Raw genomic sequence first — 19,080 nt, 5'->3', positions numbered from 1 at the left:
ATGAAAATGGATTTCCACGCGCAGGAAAATAAGGAAAGCTATACAGGCAGAGCGGCAGACGACACATGGGCGAGCACGATGCTCTCCATCGTCGACCCTTCGCAAAAACGGGTGGTCGATCTTGGCTGCGGTGGCGGGATTTACAGCAAGGCATGGGCAAAGCTGGGGGCAGGCAGCGTCACAGGAGTCGACTTTTCGCAGGTCATGCTGGAAGCGGCGCAAAAAGAGTGTGCAGACGAACCGGGCATCTCGTTTGTCCATGGTGACGCCCTGCACACAGGACTGCCGGAGCGAAGCGCGGATATTGTTTTTGCCAGAGCGCTCATCCACCATCTTGACGATCTGAACGGATTTTTCGTCGAGGTGAAGCGCATCCTCGCACCTGACGGAATCTGCCTGATCCAAGATCGGACGCTGGAAGACTGTGCTGTTCCGGCTTCGCCTGAGCACTTGCGCGGTTATTTTTTCGAGCAATTCCCGCGCTTGCTGGAAGTGGAGGCAAAACGGCGACCAAAAGAACAGCAAGTAAGGCAAGCCATGCAGCAGGCAGGGCTGGAGCAAATCCAGATGCGTTCGCTGTGGGAGGTCAGGCGTGTGTATGACGACATCGCTGTTTTGCAGGCCGATTTGCGCTCGCGCAAAGGCCGTTCCTTGCTGCATGAATTGACAGACGGCGAGCTGGAGCAACTGATTTCCGCTATTTCTGCGAAAATGGCAGGACAACAACCGATTTATGAACAAGACCGCTGGAGCATCTGGATAGGCAAAAACATTTGTGGCACAATAAAATAAAGGAATTGTGAATTTGTTTGTCACAAATTTGGATATGCTTGTCTCTTAATAGGCAAGGAGATATAATAATATTGCCATTGTATTATCGGTTAGCGTCATCATGGTGAAGGAGTTGTCGTACATGAAGATTGTGTTGTTTGATTTCCTGATGTTCGTCTTCACGTTCTTTATTGCTTGGGGCTGTCTTAACTCGATCAAGGCGAAGAACAAATTCGCGATCGGATTTGGCGTGGTTTCGCTGGTAGTATTCCTGTTTGCTGACGGCTTGATTATTTACTACATAACCAAGGGAGCCTAGTCGACCAGGCCAGCGTTTCCGCCAGAAGAGAGGTTGTGCGATACATGCACAGCCTCTTTTTTTGCATGCTCCGAGGAAATTTTTAGCATACTAATGGCTGGAGGTGGAAAAGATGGGCAAGCGAAAAAGCCGCGGTTTTCTTACCTATACGGGAGTGATTGCTGCGGATCGAAAAACGAAGCAGCTTTGCAAGCGGCTCCACCCCCACCAGATCGCTGTCATCGATCATCCGGATGTGGATGAAATGGCAGCGCGATCGCTATTGGAAGCGGGAACGCGGGTGATTGTCAATCTTGCCCCTTTTATGACCGGACAGTATCCAGCCGAAGGAGCGCGATTGTTGCTTGGCGCGGGCGTGGCTTTGTTTGAGGCAGAGTCCGATTCAGCCCAGCCGATCCCGACAGCCTGGGAAGCGTGGGACGGCCAGGATGCCGCGATCCGCGATGGCCGGCTGGAATTGCGGCGAGAAGCGCAATGGGAAATGGTGCTGCCGCTTCGCGAAGTAAGAATGGACGTCGTGGTCAGCAAATGGGCCGAGGCGCAAAGCAGACTGGATGACACCCTTTCTTTATTTATAGATAACACGCTGCTTTACGCGCAAAAAGAAAAAGACTTGTTTCTGAAGCCGCTGCACGCCACGCCGCTGAAAACGCCATTGGAAAAAAAGCATGTCGTGGTCGTTGTGCGCGGCAAGCACTACAGGGAAGACTTGCAGACGCTCTCGTCGTACATCCGCGAATACGATCCGGTTTTGATCGGAGTCGACGGTGGCGCGGACGCGCTGTTGCAATCGGGGTACAAGCCCGACCTGATCGTAGGCGATATGGACAGCATCTCTGATAAAGCTTTGCAATGCGGTGCAGAAATCGTTGTGCATGCCTATGTGGACGGCACTGCGCCGGGGAAAGCGCGAGTCGAGCGGCTGGGGATGGCTCACCACGTGCTACCTGCTCCGGGGACAAGCGAAGATGTCGCCATGCTTTTGGCCTACGAAAATCAGGCCGAGCTGATTGTGACGATCGGGGCGCATACGAACATGATTGATTTTCTGGAAAAGGGACGCAAAGGGATGGCGAGCACGCTTTTGGTGCGGACGAAAATCGGACCGAGGCTGATCGACGCCAAAGGGGTCAGTCAGCTGTACCAGCCTTCCGGGTCGTGGAAGCTGTGGGGCTGGTGTCTCGCTGCGATGCTTTTGCCCGTTACGGCAGCCTTGATGGTCAATCCGATTGCCCGCCACGCTGCCCAAATGCTCTGGACGCAATGGCGGACATGGGCTTTCTAAGGAGGCGCTATGATTTCTTTCCGGCATCACCTGATTACACTGGCTGCTGTATTCATCGCTCTCGGAGTCGGTATCCTGCTGGGCGGAACAGCGGGACATCCCTGGTTTTCCCAGGGCGCTCAAGAAATTTTGCTGAAAATGGAGGCGAAGTACGACCGGGCACTCAAAAGCAACCAGGACTTGAAGCAGCAAATCAATCGGCTGCTTCAGGAAGTCGAGCAACGCAACGAGGAAGTCGTCCACATGATGGCGATGCGCTACGGCAATGAATTGGGAGGAAAAAAGGTATACGTCTGGCAGGAGGGCGACAAGGAAGCCCGGCCTATTACCCGCTTGATGCACGCCATGGGGGTTGAGGTTGTTCCTTACGAGCAGGGCAAGTCGTGGGAAGACGGTTTGTTGCTCGTCGTTGCCAAGCAGCCGCCGCACTGGCTGCAACAAGGGGCGACAGCAGGGAAATGGCTGCTGGTCGAGCAAGTGCCGGACTCGGTCGGCAAGCAGTGGGCCTTGCTGGAAAAAATGCAGCAGCGACTGACGGAAATGAGGGTAGCGCGTGAGAAAAGTTAGCGTCATCATTCCGGCCTATAACGAAGCAGAGGCGATTGGCGTTACGCTGCGGGCGATTCGCGAACGCTTCTTTTGCGATGAGCTGATCGTCGTGGACGACGGCAGCGAGGATGAGACAGCGACCTTGGCCAAAAAATGGGCAGATACGGTGATATCCCACCCGTACAACCTGGGCAAAGGGGCGGCTGTCCAACTGGGCTGGCAGCGCGCGCGTGGCGATGTGATCATGCTTTTGGATGGAGACTTGCGGGAAAGTGCTGCCGAGGCTGAGCATTTGCTCCCTCCGCTTTTGGCTGACGCCTGCGACATGACCGTGGCGATTTTGCCGCCGCCCAAGCAAAAGGCCGGGATGGGCCTGGCAAAAGGGCTCGCTCATCAAGGGATCAAATGGCTGACCGGCTTTGAAGCGCGAGCGCCCTTGTCCGGGCAAAGAGCCATGCGCCGCGACTTGCTGGCCCATCTCGGCAAAGTCGACAAAGGCTTTGGCATCGAGGTCGGGCTTACAGTCGATGCGTTGCGGGCAGGGTACCGCATTCACGAAGTGCCCGTCTTGTTTCAGCATCGGGAAACAGGCAACGACTGGCAAGGCTACGCTCATCGCGGCAAAGAATTTGTGGCAATCGGCAGGACGTTGTGCCGAAAGTGGTGGGAGGGAAAAGCTTGGAGATGAAGGTCGTCCTCGGGCTTGCGCTCGCTCTAGGCTTGCCGCTCGCCTGGCATCGCCCGCTGCTCGCGTTTTTTTCGCGGTTTCTGTTGAACCAGGGCATGACTCGATTCAATTACGCTGGAGAACAAGTGCTTACGGCGGGAGGGCTGGTGCTTGTAGCAAGCACGCTGCTTTCGACAGCCGTCCAGCTTTTTTGGGAGGCGTGGACAGCGGCTTTCCAGACTGTGCTGCTGCACGGCATTCTTCTTGCATGCGGAATGGCGGCAATGGCTTGCTGGGGCTGGATCGACGACCGCTCCAACGATGGCGCGACAAAAGGCTTTCGCGGTCATTTTCGCGTCTTGTGGCAAGAAAGGCGAGTGACCAGCGGCATGTGGAAGCTGATCGGCGGAGGGCTTACCGCAGTGGCTGTCTCGCTCTTCCTCACCAGCGACATTTTCGCCTGGCTGGTCGCCTGCGGCTTGCTGGCGATTTCTCCGAACATCCTCAACTTGTTTGACCTAAGACCGGGGCGGGCGATCAAAGTGTATTGGCTGCTCGTCTGCATGGCGATCGCTGTCGGGGTGCTTGCGGCGACGTCAGAGGAAGCGTTGTTTGTCTGGCTGTTCCTGCTGCCACTTCTCGTGGCCAGCGTCCTGTTGTTTCCGCACGACGCAGGAGGCAGGATGATGCTCGGGGATACCGGGGCAAATGCGCTTGGATTTTCCATCGGCTATTTGTATGTGACGACCGTACCGCTTTTGTGGCAAGTGACATTTCTCGCCGGGTTCGTGACGTTGCAGGTTGCGGCGGAGTTTGTGTCCTTTTCGCGGGTCATTGAACGACAGGCGTGGTTGCGCAGGCTGGATGAGTGGGGGAGATGAACGGGGCATTAAAAAACAGGCAGATCATTACCTGCCTGTTCTACTCGTCGTCTTCTGGCTCGCGAATCATAAAGCGGGGCTGAACCCGATTTTTTTTTCGTTCATGGTGTAAAATGAAGCCCGCAATAAACAAAATAGGGATGACCAGAGCAAGCACGCCGAGGATCAGTTGACCCCACATGAAACCCACATCGGGTGCCGTGGAATAAAAGAAAGCATCACGGATCAGCTTGATTCCGTACATGGCAATCGCAGCCGGGATGACCATGATTAAAAGGGCAATGACTTTCTGTACGATCACTGGTGGTTCACACCTTTCTCTCTCATTTCTTCATCATAGCGAATGCCTGGTTGCTTGTCCACAAGTCCGTGTGTGCACACGAGCGAGCGCACGTTAGGGAGAAGAGCCTGTCCATCAACGGTTTGTTGCAGTACAATGGTAACGAGTAAGATGAAAAGTGAGGGGTCTAGCGCATGCACAAGCTGCTTATAGTAGGTGCTGGACGAGGCGGAACGGCTCTGCTGCGGATGCTGAACCAGATGGACAGGCTGAAAATTGTAGCCGTAGTGGATCATCGGCCTGACGCTCCCGGAATTGCCCTGGCGAAATCGTTTGGAATCAAGGTCGATACGGATTATCGGCCTTATTTGGACGACGAGCTGGACGTCATTTTGGAAGCGACGGGCGACTTGAACGAATACGAGCACCTCAGGCAGCTAAAGCAGGACAAGACGGTGCTCATCCCAGGGACCTTTACGAGAATTGTCATGCGGCTCATTCGCGAGCGTGACAAGCTGATTGCCGTCATGATGCAAAACCAGCGGGAGCGGGAAACGATGCTCGACTCCACGCACGATGCGATTATCGGGGTCAATCGGCAAGGCATTATCACGTTGTTCAACAAAGCGGCAGAACGCTTGATGGACATTGAAGCAAGCGAAGTGCTGGATACAAAAGTATCCGAGCGTATACCCAACACCAGACTACATATTGTATTAGAGACGGGCTGTCCTGAACTGAATCAGGAGCAGATTTTGCCCAATCAGACGAGAATCATTACGAACCGCGTTCCCGTGCGAAACGACAAGGGAGAAGTAGTGGGAGCCGTAGCGATTTTCCGCGACATTACCGAGGTCATGGCGCTGGCGGAGGAAGTGACCGATCTGAAAGAATTGCAAAGCATGCTGCAAGCGATTATTCAGTCTTCCGACGAAGCGATTTCTGTCGTGGATCAAAACGGCATCGGTCTGTTAATCAACCCGGCCTACACGAGACTGACCGGGCTTTCGCCGGACGATATTATCGGCAAGCCGGCTACAGTCGATATCTCCGAAGGCGACAGCATGCACATGCAAGTGTTGAAGACGAAGCGGCCTGTCAGGGGCGTGCCGATGAAGCTCGGCCCCAAGCGCAAGGACGTCGTGGTGAACGTCGCTCCGGTCGTGGTTGATGGCGAGTTGAAAGGCAGCGTCGGGGTCATTCACGACGTATCCGAGTTCAAGCGGCTGACCGAGGAACTGGAAAAAGCGAGACGGATCATCCGAACGCTGGAGGCGAAATACAGCTTCGCAGATATTATCGGCTACAGCGAACAGATGAAAAGCGCCATCGAGCAAGCAAAAAAGGCGGCGTTGACGCCAGCCACCGTGCTGCTGCGCGGCGAATCCGGCACGGGTAAGGAACTGTTTGCCCATGCGATCCACAACGCGAGCGAGCGCAAGTACAACCAGTTTATCCGCGTCAACTGCGCAGCGATCTCCGAAAGCTTGCTGGAGAGCGAGCTGTTCGGCTACGAGGAAGGGGCTTTCACGGGTGCGAGGCGCGGCGGCAAGCGCGGATTGTTCGAGGAAGCAAGCGGAGGCACGATATTTTTAGACGAAATCGGTGAGCTGTCCATGGGGATGCAGGTCATGCTTTTGCGCGTCCTGCAAGAGCGCGAAGTCGTCCGGGTCGGCGGTACGAAACCGATCAACATCGATGTCCGGGTGATCGCAGCCACGCATGTGAATCTCGAAGCGGCGATAGGAGCCGGGAAATTTCGGGAAGACTTGTACTATCGCCTGCATGTGGTGCCCATCCATATTCCTCCGCTCAGACAGCGCCTGGAAGACATCAAGCCGATTGCGATGTACTTGCTGCGCAAGGCGAATCTGGAATACGGCCGCAATGTCGAGGAGCTGCACGAAGAAACGTTGCAAATGCTGTTGTCCTATCATTGGCCGGGCAATGTGCGGGAGCTGGAGAACGTTTTGGGCAGGGCGATGATACATATGCGCATCAATGAGCGCACCATTTTGCCTGAGCATTTGCCCCCGCTGGAGCGGAAAATAAGCCATGCCCGCCAGGAAGCAGAAGTGACGGCAAGCTCCACAGGGAAAACATTGAAGCAAGCGATGGAGGAAGCAGAACGTCAGCATATCATCCGGGAGCTGGCTGCGGCCAAAGGGAACCGGACCGTGGCGGCGAAGCGGTTGGGAATTGCCATTCGCAGTTTGTATTACAAGATGGAAAAATTGGGAATCATGGATGAGCAGGAAGAAAGAAATTAAGTGTGCAATTTTTTGCATGCAAATTCCTGCGCGACCATGCAAAAACATGCACACTTGACGGATGGAGATTTCATCCACGTCCCTAATAATAAAGCGCTTTCAAAACGCAGAGGGTGTTGGCATGACTTTTGCATAAACTGCTTGACGGGAAATTCTCCACACGGAGCCCACTGTTAACCCAGAAGAATGAGACTAGGGAGGTTTCTTCATTGAACATCTTTGACTACATGCAAAAGTACGACTACGAGCAACTGGTATTTTGCCAAGACGAAAATTCCGGTTTGAAAGCAATCATTTGCATTCATGATACGACACTCGGACCAGCATTGGGCGGCACGCGCATGTGGCCGTACAAAACCGAAGAAGAAGCGATCATCGACGTACTGCGTCTCGGTCGCGGCATGACTTACAAAAATGCTGCTGCTGGCCTCAATATCGGCGGCGGTAAAGCCGTGATCATCGGAGATCCGCGCCAGCATAAAAGTGAAGAGCTGTTCCGCGCATTCGGCCGTTACATCCAAGGCTTGAATGGCCGTTACATCACAGCAGAAGACGTAGGTACGACTGTTGCTGACATGGACATGATCCACCTGGAAACAGACTACGTAACAGGCGTTTCTCCTGCATTCGGCTCCAGCGGCAACCCGTCTCCGGTAACAGCTTACGGGGTATATCGCGGTATGAAGGCATCTGCGAAGCTCGCTTTCGGATCTGATTCCTTGTCCGGCCGTGTCGTTGCTGTACAAGGTGTAGGAAACGTGGCATACAACCTGTGCCGCCACCTGCATGAGGAAGGCGCACACCTGATCGTAACCGACATCAATGAAGAAAACGTAAACCGCGCTGTCAACGATTTCGGAGCAAAAGCAGTTGGCGTCAACGACATCTTTGGCGTAGAGTGCGACATCTTCTCTCCTTGCGCGCTTGGTGCGATCATCAACGACGACACCATTCCGCTGTTGAAAGCAAAAGTAATTGCCGGTGCGGCGAACAACCAGCTGAAAGAAGAGCGTCACGGCGATCAAATCCACGAAATGGGTCTGATCTACGCGCCAGACTATGTGATCAACGCAGGCGGCGTTATCAACGTGGCTGACGAACTGCAAGGCTATAACCGCGAGCGCGCCCTGAAAAAAGTAGAAACCATCTACGACACGATCTTGAAAGTGTACGAAATTGCTGAGCGCGACGGCATGCCATCCTACAAGGCGGCTGACCGCATGGCAGAAGAGCGCATTGCCAGCGTGGGCAAATCCCGCAATACTTTCCTGCAAAACGGAAAAACGGTTTACCACCGCTAATCGTTCCTAAATGAAACCATTCCCCTGCTCCCGCTCTTTCTTTTTCTCGATGAATGGGCGGTCAGGGGGTACATATCCTCTGTTCTTAGAATATTCTCATTCTCATAAAAACGTAGGCAAACGCCACAAAAGAGCAGCAACCAGCTTTTTCGACTGTCTTCGCCAATGCGTGAAGGCGCTTCTATGAAAGGAGAGCTCAAGCATGTCACAAGAATTTGATCTGGTCGTTCTCGGTGGAGGAACCGGCGGCTATGTAGCAGCGATCCGTGCGTCCCAGTTGGGAATGAAAGTCGCGATTGTGGAAAAAGAAAAGCTGGGTGGAACGTGCCTGCATCGCGGCTGCATTCCGTCCAAAGCGCTTTTGCGCAGCGCAGAAGTATTTTCGACCTTGAAGGAAGCGGACAAATACGGTGTATCGGCAGGCGCGGTTGGCTATGATTTCAGCAAAATCCAGGAGCGCAAGCAAGGCATTATCGACCAACTTCATAAAGGGATTCAATACTTGATGAAAAAAGGCAGCATCACGATTTTCGAAGGCTTCGGTCGCGTGATGGGGCCATCCATCTTTTCGCCGCAAGCAGGTGCTGTCCGCATTGAAAAAGAAAACGGCGATCAGGAAATGATCGTGCCGCGCTTTTTGCTGCTCGCGACGGGTTCCCGCCCGCGTACGCTTCCTGGGCTGGTCATTGACGGCTCTTATGTAGTGACGAGCGACGAGGCACTCCAGTGGGAACAGTTGCCGAAGTCGGTCGTGATCGTCGGAGGCGGCGTGATCGGAATCGAGTGGGCGTCCATGCTGAACGACTTTGGCGTCGATGTGACGATTGTCGAGTACGCAGATCGCATTTTGCCATTCGAAGACGAAGAAGTGAGCAAGGAACTGGCTCGCTTGCTGAAAAAACGCAAAGTCAACATCGTCACAGGGGCGAAGGTGCTTCCCGAGATGCTGGAAAAAGGCGAGGGCAAAGTCAGCATTTCGGCTGAGACGAAAAACGGCGTCGACCGTTTTGAAGCAGAAAAAGTTCTCGTCTCGGTAGGCCGCCAAGCCAATGTAGAAAACATCGGCCTCGAAGCGACCGAGATCAAGATCGAGCGTGGAGTCGTCGTGGTCAACGAACATTTCCAGACGGCAGAATCGCATATATATGCCATTGGCGATGTGATTGGCGGCTTGCAGCTGGCTCACGTTGCTTCGCACGAAGGAATTTTGGCTGTCGAGCACATGGCTGGGCTGAATCCGCATCCGCTCGATTACACGAAGATTCCCAAATGCACGTACAGCCGTCCGGAAGTGGCGAATGTCGGCTTGACGGAAAAAGAGGCGCGCGAGCAAGGCTTTGAAGTAAAGGTAGGCAAATTCAGCTTCAAGCCATTGGGCAAGGCACTGATCCATGGCGAGAATGACGGCTTTGTGAAGTTGGTCGTTGATGCCAAAACGAATGATTTGCTAGGGGTTCACATGATCGGTACGCACGTGACCGACATGATCTCCGAGGCGGGCTTGGCCCGGGTACTGGATGCGACGCCATGGGAGATTGGACAGACCATCCATCCGCATCCATCTCTCTCAGAGGCGATTATGGAAGCGGCATTGGCCGTCGATGGAAAAGCGATTCACAATTAGCAAGGAGGGTATCCACAATGACAACCAAACGGCATGAACAAGTTGGTTTGACAGATGCGCAAGTTCTGGACATGTACTATTACATGCTGCTCGCGCGAAAAATTGACGAACGCCAGTGGCTGTTGAATCGGGCGGGCAAAGTGCCATTCGTCATTTCCTGCCAGGGTCAGGAGGCAGCACAGGTAGGAGCAGCTTTCGCTCTGGAGACGGACAAAGACTTCTTGTGCCCGTACTATCGCGATCTCGGCCTGGTGCTGGTATTTGGTCAGACTGCCCGTGATTGCATGCTCTCCGCTTTTGCCAAAGCAGAAGATCCGAACAGTGGCGGCCGCCAAATGCCTGGTCACTTCGGCGGTAAAAAATACAACATCCTGACAGGTTCCAGCCCGGTTACGACCCAAGTGCCGCATGCGGTGGGCATGGCCTTGGCAGGCAAAATGCAAAACAAAGATTTTGTCGTGTACACCTCTTTCGGGGAAGGCTCCAGCAACCAGGGGGATTTCCACGAGGGTGCCAACTTTGCGGGCGTGCACAAGCTCCCGGTCATCTTTTTCTGTGAAAACAACAAGTACGCTATCTCTGTTCCATTGAAGAAGCAACTGGCTTGCGAAAGCGTGGCGGACCGCGCTCTTGGCTACGGCTTCCCGGGTGTCAGCGTAGACGGCAACGATCCGATTGAAGTGTATCGCGTCATGAAGGAAGCTGTTGATCGCGCTCGTCGCGGTGAAGGAGCAACCTTGATCGAAGCGGTCATGTACCGTCTGGTTCCCCATTCGAGTGACGACGACGACCGCGTCTATCGCACGCGTGAAGAAGTCGAAGAAGCGAAGAAAAAAGATCCGTTGATCGTTTTCGCGGCTTACTTGAGAGAAATCGGCTTGCTCGATGAAAATACAGAAGCGGATATGCTGGCTCGTGTGCAGCTGGAAGTGGACGAAGCGACCGAGTATGCGGAAAACGCACCATATCCGACACCTGAATCGACATTGACTCACGTATACGGGAACTAAGGGGGGATCTTTCATGGCAGTCATTTCGTTTATTGATGCGATTACGATGGCGATGCGGGAAGAAATGCGTCGCGATCCCAATGTGTTTATTCTTGGAGAAGACGTAGGGGTACGCGGTGGCGTATTCCGTGCGACCAATGGATTGATTGATGAATTTGGCGAGGAGCGCGTGATTGATACTCCGCTGGCTGAATCGGCGATTGTCGGGGTAGGGATCGGGGCGGCTGCTTACGGCATGCGGCCGATTGCGGAAATCCAGTTTGCCGACTTCATCATGCCAGCCGTCAACCAGATTGTCAGCGAAGCGGCGAAGATGCGCTACCGTTCCAACAACGACTGGAATTGCCCGCTCACGATCCGGGCTCCATTCGGCGGCGGCGTGCACGGCGCTCTCTATCACTCGCAGTCGGTGGAAGCGATGTTTACGAATATCCCTGGGCTGAAAGTGGTGGCTCCGTCCACCCCGTACGATGCAAAAGGCTTGCTCAAAGCGGCGATCCGCGACGAGGACCCGGTTCTCTTTTTCGAGCACAAGCGTTGCTATCGCCTGATCAAAGGCGAAGTGCCTGAGCACGACTATGTCCTGCCGATCGGAAAAGCGGACGTCAAGCGTGAAGGTACGGACATTACGGTTATTTCTTACGGACTCGCCCTGCACTTCTGCCTGCAAGCAGCCGAGAAGCTCGCACAGGAAGGTATCAGCGCGCATGTTCTCGACTTGCGCACCTTGTACCCATTGGATAAGGAAGCGATTGCAGAAGCTGCCTCCAAGACCGGAAAAGTGCTGATCGTGCACGAAGACAACAAAGAGGGCGGAGTCGGCGGAGAGGTGGCGGCGATCGTTGCCGAGCATTGCCTGTTCGATCTCGATGCGCCAATCAAACGTCTGTGCGGACCGGATGTACCTGCAATGCCGTACAGTCCTCCGATGGAGAAATTTTTCATGCTGAATCCGGATAAAGTGTTGGAAGCAATGCGCGAGTTGGCCAACTTTTAAAGGCGAGGAGGACCACAGGTCATGGCAACGAAAGTACTTATGCCCCAACTGGGTGAGAGTGTAACCGAGGGGACTATCAGCAAATGGCTGGTCAATGTTGGCGATACCGTCAAAAAATACGATTCATTGGCTGAAGTGACGACGGACAAAGTGAATGCGGAAGTTCCTTCTACCGTATCCGGTCGGGTAACGGAGATCGTGGTTGCGGAAGGAGAAACTGTAGCAGTCGGAACGTTGATTCTATATATCGAAGAAAGTGGCGGAGGATCGGCGGAGCAAGCGAGTCCGGCAGCTGAGGCGGCTGCCCCAGCTACACCAGCCGTGGCAGCCAGCCAACCAAGCGCAGCGCCTGCGGTGGCAGCGATCTCGGTGCCATCTGCTTCTGCCGCTGCTCCACAGGCAGCTGGAAACGAAGGGCCTAAGCAACGTTATTCTCCTGCTGTGATGATGCTTTCCCAGCAGCATGGCATTGATTTGTCGCGCGTCGCAGGCACGGGTGCGGGAGGGCGCATTACGCGCAAGGACGTGCAAGCAATCATTGATGCAGGTGGTCAAAAACCTGCTGAACCAGTAGTGGAAGCTGTTGCCCAAGCGCCAGTGGCGGCAACGCCTGCGCCTGCTGCGACAACCCCTGCACCACAAGCGACCGCTGCTCCAGTTGCGACACCAGCAGCTTCAATCGACATCCCGGTTGCCAGCGGCGATCAAGTCGTTCCGGTGACGCCTATCCGCCGCACGATCGCCAGCCGCATGGTGCAGAGCAAGCACGAAGCTCCGCATGCCTGGACGATGATCGAGGTGGACGTAACCAATCTGGTCAACTTCCGCAACCAGGCCAAATCTGAGTTCGCCAAAAAAGAAGGGCTCAATCTGACTTTCTTGCCGTTCTTTATCAAGGCGGTCGTGGAAGCGCTGAAAGAATTTCCGATGATCAATTCCACCTGGGCGAATGACAAGATCATCGTGAAAAAAGACATCAACATCTCGATCGCCGTTGCGACAGAAGATGCCCTGTATGTGCCTGTCATCAAGGATGCCGATCAAAAATCCATCCTGGGCATCGCCAAGTCGGTTGACGATCTGGCTGCGCGCACGCGCGCCGGCAAGCTGACGATGGACGACATGACTGGCGGTACGTTCACCGTGAACAATACCGGGTCTTTCGGCTCTGTTCTGTCCCAGCCGATCATCAATGCACCACAGGCAGCGATTCTCAGCGTGGAATCCATCGTAAAACGCCCGGTTGTCATCAACGACATGATCGCGGTACGTTCGATGGTGAACTTGTGCATGTCTTTGGATCACCGCGTGCTCGACGGGCTCATTTGCGGACGTTTCCTGCAAAGCGTGAAGCAGAAGCTGGAGAGCATCGGGCCGGACACCAAGCTGTACTGATTTTGCCGAAGGACGGGTTACACCCTGCAACCAGGTCGAAGCAGACCTGGTTTTTTGCTTGATAAAAATTTTTGAGCTGTTTCTTTTTGGACTGTAACTTTTTCGCGGGCGACATCGTCTTAGCAATAGTAGCCAATGGGTCTCGAATCTTCCATAGAAGAGATTCCCACCAGATATCATTTATGGTAAACTGGTAGCGACCTGCTAGAGAAAAATTTCCAGATTATAGGCAAATGTGGGAGGAAAAACATGGAGAAAAGTAAAAAAGCACTACCATTAGTGCTGGCATCAGCGCTGGCCGCTACACCTTTTGTTGCTGTACCGCAAGAGGCGCATGCCGTAAGCAAGGTGTCTGTCACGGCAAAAGATGACGGGGTAGATGAAGATAGCAAGTACACGATTAAATTTACGATGAAGGACGACCTGGAAAAAGGCGACTCCATCACAATCGAATTTGACTCTGATTTCAAAATCAGCAAAAACATCGACGAAAGCGACATCGATGCCGATTTCGACATAAAAACCGTAAAAGTCAGCAGCAATGAAATCAAAATCACGGTAAACGAAAGTGTTGACGCTGGAAAAATTACCATCGATATCACTTCCGGCATCACTAACCCGAAAAGCAAAGGCACGTACGATGTCACCGTAGGTACTAGCAATGACGACGATGAAGATACCGGCGAGATCGAAATCAAAAAGAGCGGCAGCTCCAGCTCTAGCAGCGGTTCAAGCAGTGACTACGCGGTTTCGCTCGGTTCCAAGGGAGCTGGCGATGAAACCAGCATCAAGCTGGGAAAAATCTCGCTCAAAGGCAGCGACGAACTGGAAACGAACGAATACATCACTGTAGTTTTCCCAGACAAAAACATGCTGCCGTCCAGCATTGATTCGAGCGATGTCAAAGTCAACGGAACGACTGCCAAGTCTGTCAGCGTGAGTAAAGGCGAAGTGGAAATCAAAGTTCCAAGCTCCGTTGACGGAGATGACTACATGACCATCGAGTTCAGCAAATCGGCTGGTATTGAAAATCCGAGCAGTGCTGACAAATATACATTCAAAGTGAAGTACGACGGAGTTACATACGAGTCCGAAAAATTCGAGATCACCAAATCCGGTTCCAGCACCAGCACGGCTACCAGTGCTTTCTCCGTCAATTTGTCTGATCCAGCTGCTGGCGCGCGCACCAGCTACACTTTTGATGCGGACTTCGGCAACAAACAGCTCCGAGCGGACGAAGACCTCATTTTGGAATTTCCTTCTTCCGACATGGTGCCAGGCATCTTGAGCGCATCCGAATTTACATTGAACGGAAAAACGGCGAAGCGTGTAAGCGCTGCGGGCAACAAAGTATACGTAACAGCTCCTTCCAACTTCTCTTCGACCAGCGAAGTGAAAGTCGTTGTTGCTGTGGGAGCATGGATCACCAATCCGAAATCGGCGGGTAGCTACACGCTCAAAGCAACGGTTGCAGGCCGCACTTTGGAATCCAAATCGTTTTCTGTTAGCGGATCTTCGGTAAATCCAACGCCAAATCCGACTCCAACCCCAACGCCGACTCCAGTGCCGAACACCACAGTGAACAACAGCACTGCGACGATCGGTCTGACTTCCACAGCGGTTGGAAAAGCGACAGGCGTCAATGTGGCAATCAAAACATTGGGTGTAGGGCTTGTGAAGCAACGCGATTTCGTTGAGCTTGTATTCCCGGCAGGTTACAAAGTTCCGGCTTACATCGCTCCGGCGAACGTGTCTGTGAACGGCGTGGCAGCCAACTATGTTGCTGTGCGCGGCCAAAATGTGCTGATTTACCCATCGCAGGACATCCCTGCTGCCACTGCGGCGAACATCAGCATCAATGCAGCTGCGAATATCGTGAATCCAGCGGTGAAAAGCACTTACAGCATCAGCGTGTTTACCTCTGAAGAAAAAGGTCTGCTGTTTGCACGGGCGGTAGGTGTAGGTATGCCTGCTCCAGCTCAACCTGCTCAGCCAGCACAACCTTCTGTAGCTGTGCCTGCAAATGCGGCTCTGTTCAAAGTAGGTACTGCGAACTTCACCGTAAACGGAAAAGCGTATCCGCTGCAAGTAGCGCCTACGATTGTGAATGGCAACACGACAATGGTGCCTGCGCAATTTTTCAAAGAAGCGCTGTCCTTGACTACACAATGGAACAACAAAGACGTCGCGGTAATCAGCGGCACAAAAGTGTTGAAGTTTACTGTTGGCTCCAATAAAGCGAAGCTGGGCGCTCAAGAAATTACGCTCCCTGCGCCAGTTGTTTTGAACAATGGCATGCCGATGGTTCCAATCCGTACGGTAACCGATAACCTCGGTTATAAAGTAGGCTGGGATGCGAAAACATCCAGCGTGTTTGTCTACAAATAAAAACAAGGCAACAAAACGAGAAACCCCCTGCACAGCTTGACAAAGGCTGCAGCAGGGGGTTTTTGCTTGCAAGACAGTTGAGTCTCGCCGCTTACAGATAGTAAAAGAACGTTGGGATGATCAGGGAGAGAATCAACAACCCGATGAGGATTTTTGCGAACAGGGATTGAAATTTCATAACAGAAAAAACCTCCTTTCAGATCGGAAAATGCCCAAATAAAAGGAAAAGATCAGGTAATTTCGACCCTGGCTATGCTAGAATAAAAAAAGTACGATCGAATGACCTCAACAGGATTGTACCGAAATGTCGCTTTCGAGACAACCATTTGAAAAAAGGATGATGGCTGTGAGCACCCCAAACAAAATTGCCCATATCGGGATCGCGGTAAAGAGTCTGGAGAAGACGCTTCCTTTTTACACGGAGCAGTTGGGCTTGCGATTGGTAGGATCAGAAGTGGTAGAAAGCGAGCAGGTCAAGGTAGCGTTTCTGGCAATCGGAGAAAGCCGAATTGAGCTTTTGGAGCCGCTTGGCGAAGACAGCCCGATTGCCAAGTTCATCGAGAAGCGGGGAGAAGGAATCCACCATATCGCACTGGATGTAGACGACGTCACAACCCGTTTGCAGCAGTTGAAGGAACAGGGAGTGCCGCTCATTCACGAGACACCCAAAACAGGTGCGCATGACGCCCTGATCGGGTTTTTGCATCCAAAAGCGGCTGGCGGAGTGCTGTACGAGCTGTGCCAATACCCGAAAAACGAAAATTCGCATGTGGACGAGCAATGAGTGAAAAAGAATCGCGAGTGATTTCGTAGTAGAAAAAAATTTTTTGCGGTATACTGGAACTTGTGAATATGTACCAAAATCGGGCAAGTAATCGGGAGGTAACGAGTGTGAGTGTGATCAACGAAGAGCGTTTGCTAAACGAGTTTCTGGAGCTTGTGCAAATTGACAGCGAAACGAAAAACGAAGCAGCCGTAAACAAAGTGCTGAAAGAAAAGCTGATCGAGATGGGCTTTACCGTCCAAGAAGACGATGCGGCAGCGAAAACAGGACACGGCGCCAACAACCTGATTGCTACCTTGGAAGGCACAGGAAACGGCCCGGTTATTTTGTTCAGCAGCCATATGGACACGGTAGTGCCAGGAAACGGGATCAAACCGCAAATCCGCGATGGCTATGTATACTCCGATGGCACGACCATTCTGGGAGCGGACGACAAAGCCGGCATTGCTGCGATTTTTGAAGGCATTCGCACGCTGAAGGAACAAAACCTGCCGCATCCAACGATCCAGGTTGTTCTGACAGTCGGGGAAGAATCCGGCCTGGTAGGTTCCCGCGCTTTGGATTCCAGCCTGCTGAAAGCGGAGATGGGCTTCATTCTCGACTCCGAAGGTCCGGTTGGCAAAATCACCGTTGCAGGTGCTGGGCAGTACAGAATCATCACCAAAATCCACGGCAAAGCGGCTCACGCTGGCGTGAATCCAGAGGATGGAATCAGTGCGATTACTGTTGCTAGCAAGGCGATTTCCCGCATGCCTCTGGGGCGCATCGATGCGGACACGACTGCGAACATCGGTCGTTTTGAAGGTGGCCGGGCGTACAACATCGTTACGGACTATGTGGAAATCTGGTCGGAAGCGCGCAGCCTGGTCATGGACAAGCTGGAAGCGCAAGTGAAAAAAATGACGACGGCATTCGAGGAAGCGGCTGCCGAGATGGGCGCTACGTGCGAGAACGAAGTCATTTTCATGTACCATGGCTACAAATTCGATGAATCTACCCCAGTTGTAAACAAAGCGATTGGAGCGGTGAAGCGTATTGACCGCAATCCGGAGCTGGTTGCAAGTGGCGGAGGCAGCGACGGCAACGTATTCAACGGATACAACATTCCGAGCGTGAACTTTGCGATCGGTTATGAAGAAATCCATACGAAAAGCGAGCGCATGCCAATCTCCGAGCTGAACAAAGCGGCAGAACTGGTGCTGGCGATCATCGCAGAAGTACAAGAGTAAACGACAGGTGGCGGAATCCTTCAGAGGGTTCCGCTTTTTTGCTTCTTTTCGGGTTGGATGATTGGGACAATCGTGGTCTGTCATACACTGTAGGAAGGAGCGGACGAGGGGGAAGAGCATGCTGCATTTGGCAACGGGTACGGTCATTCGCGTGTTGGAGCGGCAAACAGGCATGCAAGTGCTGGAGGTAAAGCTGAGCAGGCAAGAAGCGGGAAGCCTGCAAACGCAAAAGGCGATTTCTTTTGCCCGGGAGGAATACTCCCCAGGAGACAATCTTTTGCTCAACACGACAGCGCTTCAGCTGCAGTTGGGGACAGGCGGATTTCATCTGGTCGTGGGCAAAAGCGCCGGGGAAGTCGATTGTGATGTGGCTCCGAGCGAATGGGGGCATATTATGAAAATGCGTTATTCCCCGTGGCAATTGGCAGTGGATGCCGTGGAAGAACAGGCAAGCCCTTTTCATGAGCTGTTTTTGCAGGCAGACTTGACGCTGGAAGGTACGCCTGTGTTGATCGGAGAGCTGCACAGCTTGTTGCCGCCAGCTGTTCTTGCCTTAAAAGAGAAGCATCCGCAGTTGCGGATCGTCTATGTGATGCCTGACGCTGCTTCGCTGCCGATTGCTTTCAGCCAGCACGTCCGGCAGTTGTCGCGAGCAGGCCATTTGACAGCGACAGTCACGACTGGACACGCCTGGGGAGGAAATCGCGAGGCGGTGACGATTCACAGCGGTTTGCTGGCCGCACGTCATGTGGAAAAGGCAGATGTCATCCTGTGCATGCTTGGGCCTGGCGTCGCAGGTACGGGTACAGTGTACGGATTTTCCGGCGTTCAACTGGCGGAAGTCATTCACGCCGTGTCGGCTCTTGGCGGGACCCCTTTTTTTATCCCGCGCATCAGCTTTGCTGACCAGCGCAGCAGGCATTACGGAATCAGCCATCATACGACCGCAATTTTGGGGCGGTTTGCCCTGGCGCCGACAATCGTGACGTTGCCTGTTCTCGGAGACGAGCGCGATTGTCTCATTGAGCAGCAGGCGCAGGCGATTGTCAACAGTTCCGCCAAACACGTTCTGGTCAGAGGCAAGGCTCCTGCAAGCGAGCGTTTGAAGGCGTTGGAGCAAAGGCACGGCTTGTCCTTTTCTACGATGGGCAGAAGCTGGGAAGTGGACTGCGTGCCGTTTCAAACCGCTGTGTTGGCGGCAGATATGCTGGGAAAAAGCATGCAAAGCGGCAAGCTCGCTGCTAACGGCGAGCCGCGTTTGCCCGTTTCGTCAGGTACTCTTGAAGCGTTAGGTCTTTACTTGACCAGGAACGAAGAGCAGCCTTGATTT

17 protein-coding genes are annotated in these 19,080 nt (G+C 53.4%); 16 read left to right on the top strand and 1 reads right to left on the bottom strand.

Going from position 1 to position 19,080, the window contains the following annotated elements; genetic code table 11:
* From DEP07_RS23450 to DEP07_RS23425, 6 genes are all read left to right on the top strand, one after another.
* Complete coding sequence (locus tag DEP07_RS23450) at nucleotides 1–792, top strand: class I SAM-dependent methyltransferase (RefSeq protein ID WP_287103106.1); 792 nt, start codon at nucleotides 1–3, stop codon at nucleotides 790–792.
* 121 nt (nucleotides 793–913) lie between these two features.
* Nucleotides 914–1,090, top strand: coding sequence for a DUF2759 family protein (locus DEP07_RS23445; RefSeq protein WP_122965862.1), 177 nt, complete (start codon nucleotides 914–916; stop codon nucleotides 1,088–1,090).
* Between the two features lie 112 nt (nucleotides 1,091–1,202).
* The gene (gene steA / locus DEP07_RS23440) at nucleotides 1,203–2,375 is read left to right on the top strand and encodes a putative cytokinetic ring protein SteA (RefSeq protein ID WP_287103105.1); all 1,173 of its coding nucleotides are present in this window, start codon (nucleotides 1,203–1,205) and stop codon (nucleotides 2,373–2,375) included.
* A 9-nt stretch (nucleotides 2,376–2,384) separates the two neighbouring features.
* The gene (locus tag DEP07_RS23435) at nucleotides 2,385–2,942 is read left to right on the top strand and encodes a copper transporter (RefSeq protein WP_217021757.1); all 558 of its coding nucleotides are present in this window, start codon (nucleotides 2,385–2,387) and stop codon (nucleotides 2,940–2,942) included.
* Complete coding sequence (locus DEP07_RS23430; protein ID WP_287103104.1) at nucleotides 2,929–3,612, top strand: glycosyltransferase family 2 protein; 684 nt, start codon at nucleotides 2,929–2,931, stop codon at nucleotides 3,610–3,612. Before DEP07_RS23435 ends, DEP07_RS23430 begins: the two co-directional genes overlap by 14 nt.
* A complete protein-coding gene (locus DEP07_RS23425; RefSeq protein WP_287103171.1) occupies nucleotides 3,609–4,472 on the top strand; it encodes a UDP-N-acetylmuramyl pentapeptide phosphotransferase in 864 nt (287 codons plus the stop codon). The genes DEP07_RS23430 and DEP07_RS23425 overlap by 4 nt, the downstream gene beginning before the upstream one ends.
* Before the next feature lie 40 nt (nucleotides 4,473–4,512).
* Here the strand turns inward: DEP07_RS23425 and DEP07_RS23420 are convergent, their stop codons facing one another.
* Nucleotides 4,513–4,773, bottom strand: coding sequence for a DUF2627 domain-containing protein (locus DEP07_RS23420; protein WP_063226857.1), 261 nt, complete (start codon nucleotides 4,771–4,773; stop codon nucleotides 4,513–4,515).
* A 173-nt stretch (nucleotides 4,774–4,946) separates the two neighbouring features.
* On the opposite strand from DEP07_RS23420, the gene DEP07_RS23415 reads away from it, so the two are divergent.
* The 10 genes from DEP07_RS23415 to DEP07_RS23370 all read left to right on the top strand — a co-directional run bounded on the left by DEP07_RS23415 (nucleotide 4,947) and on the right by DEP07_RS23370 (nucleotide 19,077).
* Nucleotides 4,947–7,022, top strand: coding sequence for a sigma 54-interacting transcriptional regulator (locus tag DEP07_RS23415; RefSeq protein ID WP_122965866.1), 2,076 nt, complete (start codon nucleotides 4,947–4,949; stop codon nucleotides 7,020–7,022).
* Between the two features lie 209 nt (nucleotides 7,023–7,231).
* Nucleotides 7,232–8,323: a Glu/Leu/Phe/Val dehydrogenase dimerization domain-containing protein gene (locus tag DEP07_RS23410; RefSeq protein WP_063226859.1), complete on the top strand. Its 1,092-nt coding sequence runs from the start codon at nucleotides 7,232–7,234 to the stop codon at nucleotides 8,321–8,323.
* 202 nt (nucleotides 8,324–8,525) lie between these two features.
* Nucleotides 8,526–9,947: a dihydrolipoyl dehydrogenase gene (lpdA, locus tag DEP07_RS23405; protein WP_280648294.1), complete on the top strand. Its 1,422-nt coding sequence runs from the start codon at nucleotides 8,526–8,528 to the stop codon at nucleotides 9,945–9,947.
* A 17-nt stretch (nucleotides 9,948–9,964) separates the two neighbouring features.
* Nucleotides 9,965–10,957, top strand: a complete 993-nt coding sequence (locus DEP07_RS23400; RefSeq protein ID WP_063226861.1) for a thiamine pyrophosphate-dependent dehydrogenase E1 component subunit alpha — start codon at nucleotides 9,965–9,967, stop codon at nucleotides 10,955–10,957.
* Between the two features lie 13 nt (nucleotides 10,958–10,970).
* Complete coding sequence (locus DEP07_RS23395) at nucleotides 10,971–11,954, top strand: alpha-ketoacid dehydrogenase subunit beta (protein WP_063226862.1); 984 nt, start codon at nucleotides 10,971–10,973, stop codon at nucleotides 11,952–11,954.
* Between the two features lie 21 nt (nucleotides 11,955–11,975).
* On the top strand, nucleotides 11,976–13,349 hold the full coding sequence (locus DEP07_RS23390; protein ID WP_280648295.1) for a dihydrolipoamide acetyltransferase family protein: 1,374 nt from the start codon (nucleotides 11,976–11,978) through the stop codon (nucleotides 13,347–13,349).
* Nucleotides 13,350–13,598: 249 nt separating this feature from the next.
* Nucleotides 13,599–15,737 carry a copper amine oxidase N-terminal domain-containing protein gene (locus tag DEP07_RS23385; RefSeq protein ID WP_287103101.1) on the top strand — a complete coding sequence of 713 codons (2,139 nt, stop codon included), beginning with the start codon at nucleotides 13,599–13,601 and terminating at the stop codon, nucleotides 15,735–15,737.
* Between the two features lie 346 nt (nucleotides 15,738–16,083).
* On the top strand, nucleotides 16,084–16,521 hold the full coding sequence (mce, locus tag DEP07_RS23380) for a methylmalonyl-CoA epimerase (protein WP_173595780.1): 438 nt from the start codon (nucleotides 16,084–16,086) through the stop codon (nucleotides 16,519–16,521).
* Nucleotides 16,522–16,628: 107 nt separating this feature from the next.
* Nucleotides 16,629–17,750 (top strand): M20/M25/M40 family metallo-hydrolase, encoded by a 1,122-nt coding sequence (locus tag DEP07_RS23375; RefSeq protein ID WP_122965870.1) that lies wholly within the window; start codon nucleotides 16,629–16,631, stop codon nucleotides 17,748–17,750.
* 118 nt (nucleotides 17,751–17,868) lie between these two features.
* A complete protein-coding gene (locus DEP07_RS23370; RefSeq protein ID WP_280648296.1) occupies nucleotides 17,869–19,077 on the top strand; it encodes a DUF3866 family protein in 1,209 nt (402 codons plus the stop codon).
* The last annotated feature ends 3 nt before the right edge of the window (nucleotides 19,078–19,080 follow it).

The organism is Brevibacillus sp., from assembly GCF_003521185.1.
GTDB classification, from domain to species: Bacteria; Bacillota; Bacilli; order Brevibacillales; family Brevibacillaceae; genus Brevibacillus; species Brevibacillus parabrevis.
The sequence above is the reverse complement of the archived record's forward strand: the minus strand, read 5'-3'. Positions and strand labels throughout refer to the sequence as shown.

Excerpts from the sequence above, each read along its gene's own strand:
- DEP07_RS23385 (WP_287103101.1), top strand. The coding sequence starts at position 13,599 with ATGGAGAAAAGTAAAAAAGCACTACCATTAGTGCTGGCATCAGCGCTG.
- lpdA (WP_280648294.1), top strand. The coding sequence starts at position 8,526 with ATGTCACAAGAATTTGATCTGGTCGTTCTCGGTGGAGGAACCGGCGGC.
- steA (WP_287103105.1), top strand. The coding sequence starts at position 1,203 with ATGGGCAAGCGAAAAAGCCGCGGTTTTCTTACCTATACGGGAGTGATT.
- DEP07_RS23435 (WP_217021757.1), top strand. The coding sequence starts at position 2,385 with ATGATTTCTTTCCGGCATCACCTGATTACACTGGCTGCTGTATTCATC.
- DEP07_RS23390 (WP_280648295.1), top strand. The coding sequence starts at position 11,976 with ATGGCAACGAAAGTACTTATGCCCCAACTGGGTGAGAGTGTAACCGAG.
- DEP07_RS23425 (WP_287103171.1), top strand. The coding sequence starts at position 3,609 with ATGAAGGTCGTCCTCGGGCTTGCGCTCGCTCTAGGCTTGCCGCTCGCC.
- DEP07_RS23395 (WP_063226862.1), top strand. The coding sequence starts at position 10,971 with ATGGCAGTCATTTCGTTTATTGATGCGATTACGATGGCGATGCGGGAA.
- DEP07_RS23400 (WP_063226861.1), top strand. The coding sequence starts at position 9,965 with ATGACAACCAAACGGCATGAACAAGTTGGTTTGACAGATGCGCAAGTT.
- DEP07_RS23450 (WP_287103106.1), top strand. The coding sequence starts at position 1 with ATGAAAATGGATTTCCACGCGCAGGAAAATAAGGAAAGCTATACAGGC.
- DEP07_RS23445 (WP_122965862.1), top strand. The coding sequence starts at position 914 with ATGAAGATTGTGTTGTTTGATTTCCTGATGTTCGTCTTCACGTTCTTT.
- DEP07_RS23415 (WP_122965866.1), top strand. The coding sequence starts at position 4,947 with ATGCACAAGCTGCTTATAGTAGGTGCTGGACGAGGCGGAACGGCTCTG.
- DEP07_RS23370 (WP_280648296.1), top strand. The coding sequence starts at position 17,869 with ATGCTGCATTTGGCAACGGGTACGGTCATTCGCGTGTTGGAGCGGCAA.